The sequence below is a fragment of the Microbacterium sp. genome (assembly GCF_052099035.1).
GTDB lineage: Bacteria > Actinomycetota > Actinomycetes > Actinomycetales > Microbacteriaceae > Microbacterium.
The window spans coordinates 43,750-58,789 of the sequence record NZ_JBQDSX010000009.1 but is presented as its reverse complement, the minus strand read 5'-3'; the positions used below and the strand labels follow the sequence as shown (position 1 = coordinate 58,789).

Sequence of the window (15,040 nt, the reverse complement as noted above, 5' to 3'; positions counted from 1 at the left end):
CGGCAGGATCGCTAGGCTGGCTTCATGCTGCTGAGTCTGTCGAACATGCCCCGTGACTATGCGTGGGGCTCCCCGTCGCTTCTCGCCGAGCTCGAAGGCCGCGAGCCTACCGGTGCTCCGGAGGCAGAAGTCTGGTTCGGAGATCACCCCGGCGATCCGGCCGATGTCGCCGGCGCCACGACGCTGGATGCCGTCACCGGAGGCACGCTTCCCTATCTGCTGAAGCTGCTGGCCGCCGCCGATCCGCTCTCGATCCAGGTGCACCCGACGATCGCGCAGGCGCGGGACGGCTGGGCTCGCGAGATGCACCTGGATGCTGATGACCCGCACCGCAACTACCGCGATGAGAACCACAAGCCCGAGCTCATCGTCGCGCTCAGCGACCGGTTCGAAGCGCTCAGCGGGCTGCGACCCGTCGCGGACACGCTGCGGCTCCTAGACGCTCTTGAAGCTGGCGGCGCATCGGACGGGGTCGCGGCCTTGCGCGAACGACTGAGTGCCGACGGCGACGCGCTGCGCGACACGCTCGCCTGGTTGCTGTCGGGAAGCGCCCAGACCGAGGTCGACGAGATCATCGCTGCGGCTGTCGGCGCGTCATCAGACGAGTTCGGCGCCGAGCTCGACGCCATCCGCTCCATTGCTGAGCGGAACCCGGGGGACCCGGGGGTCGTTGTCGCGCTGCTGATGAACTTCATCGTGCTGCGCCGCGGCGAGGGCATCTTCCTGCGTGCAGGGCTCCTGCACGCCTACGTCTCGGGCCTGGGCGTCGAGATCATGGCGGCGAGCGACAACGTGCTGCGCGGAGGGTTGACGCCCAAGCACATCGACGTTCCGGAGCTGCTGTCGATTCTCGACACGACACCGGGAGTCGTGCCGGTGCTGCGGCCCGCGGCATCCGGGGCCGTCACGTCCTACCCGGTCGACGTCCCCGACTTCGCGCTGCGTCGCGTCGCGCTCGCCGGCTCCCCGGTGTCGCTCGAGGTGGCAGGGCCCGCGATGGTGCTCGCCACCGGGGGAGAGATCACGGTCGAAGGAGCGGATGCTGAAGTGCGCACCGTTCCGGTCGGACAGGCGGTCTTCGCCACGGCCGACGAGACCACGCTCGTGCTCTCCGGCACCGGCGAGGCCTTCGTCGCCGAGCCCGGCGTGACCGCCTTCATTTGACGACACGCCGCAGACACGCCGTGAACCTTCAATATCTGATTGAGGGTTTACGATCCGCGACTTGACCGGATCGAATGACACGGGTGTAATTAGTGATGCAAGGCCCAGCGGGGGGCAGTACTTAGGGCAAGGAGAACGATATGACGGGTTACCGTTCCGACGTTCCCGAGAATTGGTTTGTCGATCCAGTCAATCTCGGGGTTCCCGGGGTCAGACGTCCAGAGCCGGACGATGACACCGCACTGGCATGGCAGACCGACGCACTGTGTTCGCAGACCGACCCGGAGGCGTTCTTCCCCGAAAAGGGCGGATCGACTCGTGATGCCAAGCGCATCTGCTCGTCGTGCGACGTTCGAGGCGAATGCCTCGAATACGCACTGGGCAATGATGAGCGGTTCGGCATCTGGGGCGGCCTCAGCGAACGCGAGCGCCGCAAGCTCAAGCGCCAAGCCGCTGGCTGATCCGCACGTCGGTGATAGCTTCGCGACTCGGTCATAGCTTCGCGACCACGCCGCGCGCGATGAGCGAATCGCCCGGGCTCAGCGCATAGGCTGACGAGGCCATGCCAACCCGAGTCCATGCCATCATCGTTGCGCGTCCCGGTCCGTCCTCTCGTGCACAGCTTCTGCGCACCCTCGATGCACTGACTCTGCAGACGCGACGCCCCGAAGCCGTGACGCTCGTCGTCTGCGGCGACGGCACCGCAGCGCGCGAAAGCGACGAGGTCGGTCGCATCGTCGAGAGCATTATCGAGGCCCGCGCCAGCACCTCCTTCGCCGAAGCCGTACAGCTGGGGTACACGCGCGTTCCCACCGGATCATCGGTCTGGCTGCTCGCCCACGACACCGCACCGCACCCGCAGGCACTCGCGCAGCTCGCCGGAGCCCTCGAGCGCTCCCCGTCCGCCGCGATCGCAGCGCCCAAGCTCGTCGACGTCGATGACGACCGCGAACTGGTGAGCCTCGGCGTCACCATGACCAAACTCGGCCGCACGGTCGAGCTCGCTGCCGGTGAACTTGACCAGAACCAGTACGACGGACGCGACGACGCTCTCGGCGCCGACATCCGCGGCATGCTCATCCGGAGCGAGGTGCGCGAGCACCTCGAGATCGATCCTGCTCTCGACGGAGCCGACGAGGGACTCGACCTCGGCGTGCGCGCACGCCTGGGTGGCGGACGCCTCGTCCTCGCCCCCACCGCACGCATCTCCGTCAGCCCCGACGGACCCGCAGCACTCCCGCAGCGAGCCGGGCGACGAGCCTACGCCACCCGCGTCGCACAGCTGCACCGTCGCCTCGCCTACGCTCCCGCCGCCGCTGTTCCGCTGCACTGGCTGAGCCTGCTCCCGCTCGCCCTCTGGCGGACGATCGCACACCTGATCGGCAAACGTCCGGCATCCGTCTTCCCTGAGTGGGGAGCCGCGATCACCGAGATGTTCCGCTTCGGCGCCGTCGCGCGGTCGCGCCGCAACATCCGTGCGTTCCGCTCCGCATCATGGATGAGCATCGCAGCGCTCCGGATGACGCGTGGAGAGTTCCGTCGCAGACTCGACGACGGCCACGGCAGCGAAGGCGGCGTGGTCAGCGAACTCAACTTTTTCTCCGGCGGTGGCGCCTGGACGGTGCTCGGCGCCCTCGTGGTCAGTATCGCCGCGTTCACCTCCCTGCTCGCCTGGCCCGCCCTCGGCGGGGGAGCGCTGCTGCCGCTGCGCGACACCGTCACGAGTCTGTGGCAGGACGCTGCATGGGGCCAGCGCGGAATCGGGGTAGGACTCGTCGGCCCTGCCGACCCGTTCGCCGGCGTGCTCGCCGTGATCGGCACACTCTGGGCCGGTGCCCCCTCGTTCGCGATGGTGCTGCTGTGGCTCGCAGCACTCCCACTCGCCGTTCTCGGCGGCTGGTTCGCCGCTACGCGCATCACCGATCGCGCCGGCCTGCGCATCTTCGGCGGAGTCGCCTGGGCTCTCGCGCCGACCTTCCTCACCGCACTTGTCGAGGGACGCCCCGCCGCAGTCCTCGTGCATCTGCTGCTGCCGTGGCTCTTCCACTCCGCCGTCGTCGCTCACCGTTCGTGGGGTGCTGCGGGCGCAGCATCCATCATTCTGGCCGCGACGCTCGCCTGCGCACCGTCGCTCGCGCCCGCGCTCGCGGTGCTCTGGCTGCTGGCGATCATCATCGTCCTGACCCGCGCATGGTTCCACGGCGCCGTTCGTCTGCTTTGGATGCTGGCGCCGACAGCGGCGCTGTTCGTGCCCCTGATCATCTGGCAGGCGCAGCGCGGCAACCTGTGGGCCGTGTTCGCCGACCCCGGTCTCGCCTGGGCAGGACCACAGGTCGCAGCCGACGGCGCGGGCCGATTGCTGCTGGCGACCGGATTCCCGACGACGGATCTCGCCGGCTGGGCGGATATCCTCGACCCGGCCATCGCCGCATGGGCTCCGCTGCTGATCGCGCCTCTCGCCCTCCTTGCCCTCGCCGGGGCCATCGCACCGCGCTGGGGCGCCGGCATCACCCTGCTGGGCGTGACCATGACCGGTCTTGCCACGGCGTTCCTGGCTGTCGGAGTCACGGTCACGTTCGCCCACGGCATCCCGGTCGAGATCTGGCCGGGCACCGGGCTGAGCCTTGCGTGGGTCGGTCTCGTCGGCGGCGCTCTCGTCACTCTCGATACCGCCATCACGATGCCTCGGGTCCGCGTGGCGGCTGTCACGGTCGCCGGAGTCGCGCTGGCGATCTGCGCGGTACCGGCCCTGACCGCCCTGCACATGGATCGCTCCGTCCTGACCAATGGACCCGAGAGCACTCTTCCGGCGTATGTCGCTGCCGAAGCTCGCGGCGATCAGGACCTCTCAACGCTCGTCCTCACCCCGCTGAACGACGGCGGCCTCGCCGTGGATGTTGTCTGGGGACCGAGCGCCACGCTCGGCGCGCAGACCACCATCCTGAACACGGCGACAGAGCCGCAGGGCGCCGATCTCAGCGCCCTGTCCGTCGACCTGCTCTCCTCGCGCACATTCGATGCCCCCGAGGAACTCGCTCAGCACGGTATCGCCTTCGTCCTTCTCGACCAGGTCGACGGAAGCGAATCCGACGCCGCACGTGCCTTCCGGGTCGAGGCCGTCACCGCGCTCGATCAGCGGACCGGCTTCGTGAAGGTGGGCGAGACCGACAAGGGCGTGCTGTGGCGCCTCGATGCGGAGCCGGCGGCCCACGCGGATCTCACCAGAACCCAGGCCGGCACCGCGAGCACGGTCACCGCGATCCAGCTCATCGTGCTGTTCGCTGCGCTTCTGCTCGCCGTCCCCACCCGCGCATCGCGCCGCGCCGCGCGCGCGCAGTCCCGCATCGTCGGACGTTCCGCGCAGGAGCCGCTGGTGCTGCCGCGGCGTCGTGAGGACGAGTTCCTCTACGGCGAGGAGATGGCGGAGCCGGAGGAAGTGCTTGCGGAACCGGAGGAAGTGCCTGAGCCGGAGGACGTTCCTGCGGAGCCGGAAGATCCTGAGCCCGAAGTTTCCGAGCCTGACGTTGCCGAGCCCGAAGCACCCGCAGGTCCGGAGGAGGAGCGATGATTCAGAAACGTGCGATCCGCGTCGTCGCGACCAGCGCCCGCCTCCTCGCCGGTACCGTGATCGCGGTCGCCTGTGTCGCCGGTGTCATCGCGGCCGTCGCGCTGCCGTGGCCGGGCGCTGCTAGCGAACCGGCACAGGTCGACGTCACCCCCACCGCCGGCGACACCACGCTCGTGTGCACGGGCGACTTCCGCGCCGTCGGTCGCAACTCCTTGGATGCTGCGCAGCAGATGCCCGCTGGCACGCCGGACCTGACTGTGGACAGCAACGGATCCCGCGAGGACTCGGTGCTCGCAGCCCCCGAGCTCAGCGACACGGACGGACCTCAGCGCTTCGTCGGCAGTGCGGAGCAGGGCGGAGCAGCGCTCGTGGCCGCAGCGGAGTCGATCGCGTTCACGTCAGAGGACATCTCTGGACTCGCCGGGGCCGCCTGCCGTGAGGCCCGCACCGAATCCTGGCTGGTCGGCGGATCGGTGGAGACCGGAACGAATGACCTCATCATCCTCGCGAACCCCGGAGATGTGACAGCCACGGCGACGCTGACCGTGTTCGGGCTCGCAGAGACTTCGACCACGTCTCTGGTTCCCGCGGGAACGCAGCTGAGCGTCCCGCTGTCCTCGGTCGCCATCGGCGCTGAGGATCCCGTCGTGCGCGTCACGGCCGCAGGCGCACCGTTGCGTGCATCGCTGCAGTCGTCGCTCATCCGCACCCTCGACCCGTCCGGGATCGACCTGCAGGACAGTGCAGGCGCTCCGAACACGCATCTCGCGTTCGCCGGCGTCCAGGTGCTCGCGCAGAGCAAGGACACCCCGCTCACGGTGCTGCGGCTGATGGCGACCGATCAGGAGACGCAGGCGCGCGTCCTGGTTCGTTCCGAGGGCGAGGTCGTGCAGACCCTGACCGTTCCGCTGGGGGCGGGCGCCCCGACCGAGGTGAGTTTCGATGATCTGGAACCCGGAACCTACAGCGTCGATATCGACGCCGATGCTCCCGTGGTCAGCGCGATCCGGCAGATGACACGCGCCGGCAGCGGTAGCGACTTCTCCTGGATGACGCCCGCACCGGACATCCGCGGCGAAGTGCTCATCGCCGTTCCCGCAGGACCCGCCCCGCGCATCCATCTCGTGAACTCCGCAGGCACCGATGCGACGGTATCTCTCGCCCCGGCATCCGGCGACGCAGAGGCTCAGGAAATCACCGTCCCCGCCGGCAGCGATGTCGTCGTCGATGTCGATCCGGACACCGTCTACTCACTGGCATCCGATGAGCCCATCCACGCCGCCGTCATGCTCTCGGGAACCGATGCGCTGGCGGGATGGCCGGTGTGGCCGGGAGCTGCCGCGCAGGAGCCGATCACCGTCTACCCCTGATCGGGGCCGAACTCCCACGGGTCGCGTCCGACGTACTCGGCGGCAGCGCGGAAGACGGCGCTCTCGATCGCGATCCGACGGTGGATGCCGTCATCGTGGCCCGGGGGCAGGAGCCGCTCGATCGGAATCCGGAACAGCACGATCAGACGCTCGTCCCGGTCGAGGTGCCACCGGGGGATGCCATCGTCATCGGCCTGCATCGGCAGTGCGCCGATCTCGAAGCGCACGTCCTGCAGCTCGGGCCAGGTTCCGCGGAGGAAGTCGACGGCGGCGCCGATCGTGGCGTCGAACCGGTCCACTCGTCCGTCCAGTGGCGGCAGCGGCGGACGCACGACCTCGCTGCGTCCGAGACGCCCATGGCGGCCGTGCCTGGCACCGCGGCGAGGAGCGGCGGCAGGATCTGCGCTGCGACGGGGCATGTCCAAAGTCTAGGCTGTCCCGCGCGGCATCCGAGCCTCATCGGGTCGGGCGCATAGTCTGACGGAGATGAACGGAAGACTCTGCTCGAAGGTGACCTGCGCTCGTGAGGCCGTGGCCACACTGACGTTCGACTACGGCGACCAGATGGCAGCGCTCGGCCCGCTCGGCGGCACCGACCATCCGCACGCGCATGACCTGTGCGCCCAGCACGCTGACCGACTCTCGGTTCCCAGCGGCTGGGTCGTCGTTCGCCACGAGGCGCTCCGCGCCTGAGCCTGTCGGTCCCTGAGACTGTCGGTCCCTGATCCTGTCGAAGGGCTACACCCCGACGCGCCGCCCGGTGAGCTTCTCGGCCCGGGCATCCGCGATCGTGAGAGCGCGCCGTTCCCGCTCGCGGCGCAGCACGGTGATCGCGATGAGCAGCTGCTCGGGATGAGCCGCCGGCTGCGGCGAGATGTACTCGGACGACTCCGTGACGAGATCCTGCGCCACCCGTGCTCGTGCCGACGGTGACATCCGCTCGGCGTGCTGCAGGAACTGCGAGATCCGTCGGGCCAGGCGATCCGGCATCCGGGCGACATCGGCGATCTGTGCCCAACCGGCCAAGGCGGGCGGCATGACAGGTGCGAGAGGCAGGAGCTTCGGCGTGCGTACCCGTTGGCTGTAGGTGCCCGCCACGAGGTCGCCCAGGCGCTGCGAGCGGGCCGTGAATGCTCCGGCGAGGATCGCGATCGCCCCGAACGTCATATAGATCTCGAGCACGCCGATCAGCGCACGGATGAACGCGTGCCGGAAGCCGGCCGACCCTCCGTCCAGGCGGACGATCCGCCCGCCGACCGCGAGCTTTCCGACGCTCCGGCCGCGCAGCGCCAGCTCGACGACGATGGGAACGACGACGAAGCAGACCACCATCGCGGTGATATTGAGGATGCCGTCGATCGAGGGATCGATGATCCCCGACGTCAGCATCCACGTTCGCAGCCAGATGAACAGCGCGAACAGGACCCAGCCGATGATCATGTCGATCAGAGCGCCGAGGGCGCGCATGAAGAAGCCCAGCGGCTGCACATCGATGGCGACCGCTTCTCCGGAGAGAACCTCGTCGGCGGTGTCGATCGGCGTGGACATGAGTACAGTAAATCAGGTGGATGCCGATGCTCTTGCCGATGCGCGCCGTGCGGAGTGGGAACGACTCGATGAACTCAGCCGCGCGCGGCTGGACGGTCAGGGCGTCGACGAGCTGATCGTCCGGTATCGGGCAGCATCCGCTGATCTGGCCGAGCTGAAGACCTCGGTCGGCGACTCGCCGCAGGGCGCGTATGTGTCTTCCGTCCTGTCGCGGGCGCGGTTGCGGCTTACCGGCGCATCCGACAGCATCCTCACCCAGATCGGTCGATTCTTCGCCTCTCAGCTTCCGGCGGCGCTGTACCGGCTGCGCTGGACGACGCTCGTGGTCGCGGTGGTGTTCATCGCCATCGTCGTCGGCGTCGGCGCCTGGCTATCCGGTGATCCGGCGCTGGTGGCAGCTCTGGGGCCTGCGGATTTCCTCGAGCAGTATGCCGAGGAGAGCTTCACGGAGTACTACACCGAGAATCCTGCGGCGGTCTTCGCCGGTATGGTCTGGACCAATAACGCGTGGATCGCCGCGCAGTGCGTGCTGTTCGGCGTGACCGGCATCTGGCCGATCTACATGATCGTGCAGAACGCCTTCGGACTCGGCGTCTCCGCGGCCGTGATGGCCGTGCACGACCGCCTCGACGTGATGGTGCTGTACATCCTCCCGCACGGGATGCTCGAGATGACGAGTATCTTCGTCGCCGCAGCCGCCGGGCTCCACGTGTTCTGGGCGTGGGTCGCACCGGGGCACCGCACGCGCGGCGCAGCCCTCGCGCAGGAGGGCAGAGCCCTGGCCACGGTCGCGATCGGACTCGTCTTTGCGCTGTTCCTGTCCGGGCTCGTGGAGGGATTCGTGACCGGATGGTCGCTGCCCTGGCCGATCAAGATCGGCATCGGAGCCGCAGCCCTCGGCGTCTTCCTGGTCTACATGCTCCTCGTCGGACGCCGCGCATACGAACGCGGTGAGCGCGGGGACCTGCTCGAATACGAAGCAGGCACCCCGCAGCTCACCGCGGGTTGATCGTTTCTTATTTCGGTCCCTGAGCTCTTAATTCGGTCCCTGAGCCTGTCGAAGGGTCGGGTGGTGTGTCGTGCCGTCGAGCATCGTCTTGTAGGCGAAGCCGGCGATCAGCGCACCCACGATCGGGAACACGAGGAACACCCACAGCTGCGAGAGCGGGCCGAGTCCGCCGTAGATGGCCGCAGCGATTGAGCGGGCCGGGTTCACCGAGGTGTTGTCGACCGGGATGGAGATGAGGTGGATCAGCGTCAGCGTCAGGCCGATCGCCAGACCCGCGAACGGGGTCGGGCGCAGCTTGTGCGTCGTGCCGAGGATCACGAACAGGAAGATCGCGGTCAGGATGACCTCGATGATGATCGCGGACCACATGCCGAAGCCGCCGGGGGAATGCTCGCCCCAGCCGTTGCTGGCGAATCCAGCATCCTGGGCTCCGGCGAGCCAGCCGTCAGGGCCGAACAGGCCGATGAGCACGAGCGCGGTGCTCGCGATCACGCCGCCGACGATCTGCGCGATGATGTAGCCGGGAACGTCGCGCCAGGCGAGGCGTCCTGCCGCAGCGAGGCCGAGGCTGACGGCCGGGTTGAAGTGTCCACCCGAGATCGGTCCGAACGCGTAGACGCCCACGACGACCGTGAGGCCGAACGCGAAGGCCACGGCGACGTATACCGCAGAGCCCGAACCCGGGTCGGTGAAGTGGTTGGATGCGAACAGGGCGGTGCCGACACCGCCGAACACCAGCAGGAATGTACCGAGAGCCTCTGCGGTGAGTCTGGCCCCTGTGGACGGCTGCGGAGGTGCTGCTTCAGCGAGTTCCGCGCTCTGGGTTTCCCCTCTCGTGGGTTCTTTCTATGCTATCTAATTCACCGCAATTGATCGGGGGGTGGGCTGCCGAAGCATCCGACCCCGCGCAGGAATCTGTGAATTACCTGATTACTCGCCGACGCCGACGGGATCAGCCGAGGCATCCGCCGTGCTCAGCGCCAGCTCACGGACCTTGTCGGCCGTCGCCTGGTCGACCTGGCCCCAGTACCAGAAGAAGCGCTCCTGGATGGCGGGGACGGTCAGTGCCTGGTACTGGCCGGCGAGGGTCTCGATGAAGCGCTGACGCTCTTCGTCGGAGAAGACCTCGGTGACCAGCGTGCGGGCCTGACCGAAGTCGTCGTCCTCGGCGTGCAGGGTGGCAGCGGAGCGGAGGAGCGTGCCGTCCGACTCCCAGCTCGCCTCGACACCGCGGGCGGGGTCGGCCTCAGGACCACCGGCAGCACCGTACGAGTTCGGCGTGTAGACGCGGTGCTCGGCGGTGTTGTAGTGGTACTGCATGTTGCCCTCGTGCATGTAGTTGCTCGTGTGGGCAGCGTGGGGCTGGTTGACCGGCAGCTGGTTGTAGTTCGTGCCGATGCGGTAGCGCTGCGCGTCGGGGTAGGAGAACACGCGGGCCATGAGCATCTTGTCCGGGGAGATGCCGGTGCCGGGAACCTGGTTGCCCGGGGAGAACGCGGCCTGCTCGATCTCGGCGAAGAAGTTCTTCGGGTTGCGGTTCAGCGTGAACGTGCCGACCTTGATGCGCGGGTAGTCCTTCTTCGACCAGACCTTGGTGAGGTCGAAGGGGTTGAAGCGGTAGTCCTTGGCCTCGTCGTACGGCATGACCTGCACGTAGACGTCCCAGGACGGGAACTCCTCGCGCTCGATCGCCTCGTAGAGGTCGCGGCGGTAGTAGTCCGCATCCTCACCGGCGATGCGCTCGGCCTCGTCGGCGAACATCGGCTCGACGCCCTGCTTCGTCATGAAGTGGTACTGCACCCAGAAGCGCTCGCCCTCGGCATTGACCCACTGGTAGGTGTGCGAGCCGTAGCCGTTCATGTGGCGCCACGAGCGGGGGAGTCCCCGGTCACCCATGACGTAGCTGACCTGGTGGGCCGACTCGGGCGAGAGGGTCCAGAAGTCCCACTGCATGTCGGCGTCGCGGAGGGCAGAGCCGGTGAGGCGCTTCTGCGAGTGGATGAAGTCCGGGAACTTGATGCCGTCGCGCAGGAAGAACGTCGGGGTGTTGTTGCCGACGATGTCGAGGTTGCCCTCGGTGGTGTAGAAACGCAGCGAGAAGCCACGGACGTCGCGCCAGGTGTCGGGGGAGCCCTGCTCACCGGCGACGGAGGAGAAACGGATCAGCGTCTCGCTCTTGGCGCCCGGCTGGAAGGCCGCCGCACGCGTGTACTGCGAGACATCCTCGGTGACGACGAACTCGCCGAACGCGCCGCCGCCCTTGGCGTGCGGGTTGCGCTCCGGCACGCGCTCGCGGTTGAACGAGGCGAGCTTCTCGACCAGGTAGCGGTCGTGGAGCGCGGTCGTGCCGTCAGCGCCGTTGGTCAGCGAGTGAGCGTCGCTGGCAACGGGCGTTCCGGTCTGGGTGGTCGTGAAAGTCTTGTCAGTCATTTCACTTCTTCCTTTCGCAATCGGAGCAGATGGCTCGGTAGGTCACAGAGGCTTCGATGATCCGCATCCCGTGGTCGTGGGACGGATGCAGGCAGGGGGCGGCGCCCACGGCGCAGGCGACGTCTTCGACGCGGCCGCACTGGACGCACTGCAGATGGTGGTGGTTGTCGAACTCGTGCTGCACCTCGTAGAGGGCGCTCGCGGCATCCGGCAGGCTCACGCGGCGGACGATGCCTGCACCGGTGAGGTCGCCCAGGATGCCGTGGACTGTCGGCAGCGCCACGCCGCTGAGCGTGTCGCGCAATGTGGAGTAGACGGCATCCGCTGAGGCATGCGGGCGGGCGGAGAGGGCGTCGATGACGGCGACCCGCTGCACGGTGACGCGAAGTCCCGCAGCGCGCAGGCGCTCAGGTGCTTCGATCGTGTGCATGCCCCCACAGTACCGTTATCCTGACCTATTCGCAAAAAGGAACGATTCGGAACAAGGCCGGTGTTCAGGTCGCGATTCTCGTCGGTATGACGCGCTCAGAGCGACCGAGTTTGCGACCTGAACGTGGGGGGTCAGCGCCCGAGGGCGCGGCGGATGCGGGCGAGCAGAGCATCGGGGCGTGCAAAGAGTTCACTCGTGACCTCGATGACGATCCAGCCGGCGGCGCGGAGAGCTGCGATCCGCTCGACGTCGGCGGCATACTTTGTCGCGTGCACGAGGCCGTTGTACTCGATGGCGACCTTCTGGTCGGGATAGACCAGGTCGTAGCATCCGAGGAATCTGCCGTAATCGTCGTAGATGTCGTGATTGAGGAGGGGCTCCGGAAGATCCGACCGCACGATGAGGCACCGCAGCTTCGATTCGCGCGGTGACCAGGAGTCCTCGCGGACGAGTTCGATTGCTTCGCGCAGACGCCGGATGCCGTGACGGCGGACCCCGGTGATCCGATCGCGCAGCTCGGCGATTGTCGCCAGCGGCGATCGTCCCGCATGCGGGCGCCCTGGTCCCTCCCGCCACACGCGGCAGAAGTAGTCACCGAGCGCCACGAGGCTGGGGACGCTCCACGAGCCCAGCTGCGCCCACGCGGTGGCGGGGTCTGCGACGAGGAAGCCCTGGATCTCCACCATCCGCGTCGTTCTCGGGTCGGCCCGGTGCGCCGTCACGCCGGACGTGCGCACCAGCGGCCCGGATCCGAGAGTGCTCACATGCACCGGCAGCGTGGTGCCGTCGACGGCTTCGCCCTTCGCTGTCACGAGAGGGAGGGGTCCCTCGAGGATCGCCACTGCAGACTCGTGGCTGAGGAACTGCGCCGTCTGCAGCCGCGGTGCGTACGTGCGTGCCTGTGCGCGACGCTCGGCAGCCTGGCGATCGAAGATATCGAGTTCGGTGTAGTCCGTGTCGACGATCTTGGCGCGAACGCCGAAGAACGGAGCATCCAGATCTGCGCGGCGAAGCCGGTTCGGCGGCACGTCGGCATCCTGAGCATCCTGCACGGTGAACGCTCCGCCGAGCTGGGCGGGGAGGGGGCGTGGCGTTCTCATCGCCCCACCGTGCCACCGAACGTGTTTCCTGCGCCGGCGTTATCCACAGGCGCCCGGGAACGCCCCGTTCAGGTCGCGATTCTCGTCGCTCTGAGCCCGGCATACCGACAAGGATCGCGACCTGAACACCGGGGTGGTGGGCGTGCGCGGGGGCGCGCGGACGCGCGCGCCTACAGGCGGCCGGCGGCCTTGAGCTCCAGGTACCGGTCGGCGATGCGCGGGGGCAGAGCCTCGGGGTCGGCCGTGATCGCCTCGCCACCCGCGCGGCGGATCGCATCGGCGACGTTCTCGGCATCACGGAGCGTCCGCTCGGCGGCTGCCGCCAGGTAGATCTCCTCGCGGGATCCGCGCTTCGTCGCAAGCGCGCCGATGTCATCATCCGTGACCGAGCCCACGAGCACCGCGGTCGCCCGCGACACGTTCGGAAAGGCCCCGAGGAAGCTGCGCGCGGACTCCGCGGCATCCTGAGCGGTGAGCACGACCACCAGCGAGGGCCGCGTCGTCAGTGTGCGGATCGCGGCGAACGCCCCTCCCCAGTCCGTGTCCACCAGGCGTGCGTGCACCGGCGCCATCGCCTCGGTGATCGCCTGCAGCAGACCCGGACCGTCGACGCCGGTCACCCGTCCGCGCACGACGCGGTCGTACATCAGCAGGTGCACGTGGTCACCCGCCCGAGAGGCAAGGGCCGCGAGCAGGAGTGACGCCTCGAGCGCAGCATCCAATCGCGTGCCGTCGCCGACGCGTGCAGCCGCCGTGCGTCCGGTGTCGATGAGGATCACGACGTGCCGGTCGCGCTCCGGACGCCAGGTGCGCAGCATCGTCGTGCCGGCACGGGCCGTCGCACGCCAGTCGATCGAGCGCACGTCGTCGCCGCGCACGTACTCCCGCAGCGAGTCGAACTCGGTTCCTTGACCGCGCACCTGAACGCTGGTGTTCCCATCGAGCTCGCGCAGCCGGGCGATGCGCGAGGGCAGGTGCTTGCGCGACGCGAACGCCGGCAGCACGCGCAGCGCACCGCGAACGTCGTGGCGCGCCTGCCGCCCGCCGAGCCCGAGCGGCCCGCGCGAGCGGATGAAGACGAACTCGCTCACCAGCTCGCCGCGGCGACGGGGGAGCAGCGCCACCGTCGCCCGGCGGCGTTCACCCGAGGGCACACTCAGCGCGATTCGGGAAGCGCTCGCCCCGGCGGTCGGCTGCCATGCGTCGCGCACCAGGGCATGCAGCATCCGCGGGCCGTGATTGTGCAGGGCGATGCTCGCCTCGACCGGCTCATCGATCCGGGCACGCGCGGGCACGCGCCGGGTCACGGTGACCGTGCGCGCGCTCGCCGCACGCCACACATCGACCGCGAGCAGCACGGCGCACAGCACCAGCCAGCCGGCCAGTGCCGCCCACACCGGCACACCCGCCATGGCGAGTGCCACGATCGGGATGACGCCGACGCCCGTGATCAGGGCGAAGCGAGGCGAGATGAACACTTAGATCGGCACCCGCGTCTGCTGGATCACCGAGGCGAGCACGGCATCGGCCGAGACGCCTTCCATCTCGGCATCCGGTCGGAGCTGCAAGCGGTGCCGCCAGGCCGGCACGAGCATGGTCTGCACGTGATCGGGGGTCACCGCGGACGACGCGTTCAGCCACGCCCAGGCCTTCGCCGCGGCCAGCAGTGCGGTCGACGCGCGCGGGCTCGCACCCAGCAGCACGGACGGCGACTGCCGGGTTGCGCGGGCGAGGTCGACGACGTAGCCGAGCACCTCGTCGGTCACCTCCACACGGGATGCCGCATCCTGAGCCGCCCGGATCTCCTCCGCCGTCACGGCGGGCGCCACACCGGTCAGCTCGCGCGGCGAGAACCCGCTCGCATGCAGACGCAGCACGGTGACCTCGGCGTCGCGCTCCGGCATCCCCACGACGAGTTTCATGAGGAAGCGGTCCAGCTGCGCTTCCGGCAGCGAGTAGGTGCCCTCGTGCTCGATCGGGTTCTGAGTCGCGGCGACGAGGAAGGGATCGGGCAGATCGCGGCTGACGCCGTCGGCGGAGATCTGACGCTCCTCCATCGCCTCAAGCAGTGCCGCCTGCGTCTTGGGCGGGGTGCGGTTGATCTCGTCGGCGAGCAGGATGTTCGTGAACACCGGCCCCTGACGAAACTCGAACTCACCCGTGCGCGCATCGTAGACGAGGGATCCGGTCACATCTCCCGGCATGAGGTCGGGGGTGAACTGCACGCGCTTGGTGTCCAGCCCCAGCGCGCGTGCGAAGGAGCGCACGACCAGCGTCTTGGCGACACCGGGGACGCCCTCCAGCAGCACGTGGCCGCGCGAGAGCAGGCACACGAGGAGTCCGGTGACGGTTCCGGCCTGACCGATCACGGCCTTGTCGACCTCGGTCCGCACGCGGTGCATGGCCTGGCGCAGGGCGTCC

At 68.6% G+C, this 15,040-nt stretch carries 13 protein-coding genes and 1 pseudogene; 6 read left to right on the top strand and 8 right to left on the bottom strand.

Annotation, left to right across the window (positions count from 1 at the left end; all coding sequences use genetic code 11):
• Positions 1-24: 24 nt before the first annotated feature.
• From manA to ACTIAO_RS04680, 4 genes are all read left to right on the top strand, one after another.
• Complete coding sequence (gene manA, locus ACTIAO_RS04695; RefSeq protein WP_441905106.1) at positions 25-1,164, top strand: mannose-6-phosphate isomerase, class I; 1,140 nt, start codon at positions 25-27, stop codon at positions 1,162-1,164.
• 140 nt (positions 1,165-1,304) lie between these two features.
• Positions 1,305-1,625 carry a WhiB family transcriptional regulator gene (locus ACTIAO_RS04690; RefSeq protein ID WP_441905105.1) on the top strand — a complete coding sequence of 107 codons (321 nt, stop codon included), beginning with the start codon at positions 1,305-1,307 and terminating at the stop codon, positions 1,623-1,625.
• A gap of 101 nt (positions 1,626-1,726) precedes the next feature.
• Positions 1,727-4,732: a glycosyltransferase gene (locus ACTIAO_RS04685; protein ID WP_441905104.1), complete on the top strand. Its 3,006-nt coding sequence runs from the start codon at positions 1,727-1,729 to the stop codon at positions 4,730-4,732.
• The gene (locus ACTIAO_RS04680; protein ID WP_441905103.1) at positions 4,729-6,102 is read left to right on the top strand and encodes a DUF5719 family protein; all 1,374 of its coding nucleotides are present in this window, start codon (positions 4,729-4,731) and stop codon (positions 6,100-6,102) included. Before ACTIAO_RS04685 ends, ACTIAO_RS04680 begins: the two co-directional genes overlap by 4 nt.
• On the opposite strand, the gene ACTIAO_RS04675 is transcribed toward ACTIAO_RS04680, so the two are convergent.
• The gene (locus ACTIAO_RS04675; RefSeq protein ID WP_441905102.1) at positions 6,093-6,521 is read right to left on the bottom strand and encodes a hypothetical protein; all 429 of its coding nucleotides are present in this window, start codon (positions 6,519-6,521) and stop codon (positions 6,093-6,095) included. The two genes, ACTIAO_RS04680 and ACTIAO_RS04675, sit on opposite strands and share 10 nt — an antisense overlap.
• Positions 6,522-6,588: 67 nt before the next feature.
• On the opposite strand from ACTIAO_RS04675, the gene ACTIAO_RS04670 reads away from it, so the two are divergent.
• Positions 6,589-6,795, top strand: coding sequence for a DUF3499 family protein (locus ACTIAO_RS04670; protein WP_441905101.1), 207 nt, complete (start codon positions 6,589-6,591; stop codon positions 6,793-6,795).
• Positions 6,796-6,840: 45 nt separating this feature from the next.
• Here the strand turns inward: ACTIAO_RS04670 and ACTIAO_RS04665 are convergent, their stop codons facing one another.
• Positions 6,841-7,650 carry an RDD family protein gene (locus ACTIAO_RS04665; RefSeq protein WP_441905100.1) on the bottom strand — a complete coding sequence of 270 codons (810 nt, stop codon included), beginning with the start codon at positions 7,648-7,650 and terminating at the stop codon, positions 6,841-6,843.
• Between the two features lie 16 nt (positions 7,651-7,666).
• Here ACTIAO_RS04665 and ACTIAO_RS04660 point away from each other — a divergent pair, with 16 nt between their 5' ends.
• Positions 7,667-8,659: a stage II sporulation protein M gene (locus tag ACTIAO_RS04660; protein ID WP_441905134.1), complete on the top strand. Its 993-nt coding sequence runs from the start codon at positions 7,667-7,669 to the stop codon at positions 8,657-8,659.
• Between the two features lie 27 nt (positions 8,660-8,686).
• On the opposite strand, the pseudogene aqpZ reads toward ACTIAO_RS04660, so the two are convergent.
• From aqpZ to ACTIAO_RS04630, 6 genes and pseudogenes are all read right to left on the bottom strand, one after another.
• Positions 8,687-9,418, bottom strand: a pseudogene (gene aqpZ / locus ACTIAO_RS04655) (aquaporin Z); the annotation flags it as partial.
• A 171-nt stretch (positions 9,419-9,589) separates the two neighbouring features.
• Entirely contained in the window at positions 9,590-11,089 is a 1,500-nt protein-coding gene (locus ACTIAO_RS04650) for a catalase (protein WP_441905099.1), read from the bottom strand.
• A gap of 1 nt (position 11,090) precedes the next feature.
• Positions 11,091-11,519 (bottom strand): Fur family transcriptional regulator, encoded by a 429-nt coding sequence (locus tag ACTIAO_RS04645; protein ID WP_441905098.1) that lies wholly within the window; start codon positions 11,517-11,519, stop codon positions 11,091-11,093.
• A 131-nt stretch (positions 11,520-11,650) separates the two neighbouring features.
• Entirely contained in the window at positions 11,651-12,619 is a 969-nt protein-coding gene (locus ACTIAO_RS04640) for a hypothetical protein (protein WP_441905097.1), read from the bottom strand.
• A 170-nt stretch (positions 12,620-12,789) separates the two neighbouring features.
• The gene (locus ACTIAO_RS04635) at positions 12,790-14,097 is read right to left on the bottom strand and encodes a DUF58 domain-containing protein (RefSeq protein ID WP_441905096.1); all 1,308 of its coding nucleotides are present in this window, start codon (positions 14,095-14,097) and stop codon (positions 12,790-12,792) included.
• Entirely contained in the window at positions 14,098-15,021 is a 924-nt protein-coding gene (locus ACTIAO_RS04630) for an AAA family ATPase (RefSeq protein WP_441905133.1), read from the bottom strand. It lies immediately after the preceding gene.
• Positions 15,022-15,040: the final 19 nt, after the last annotated feature.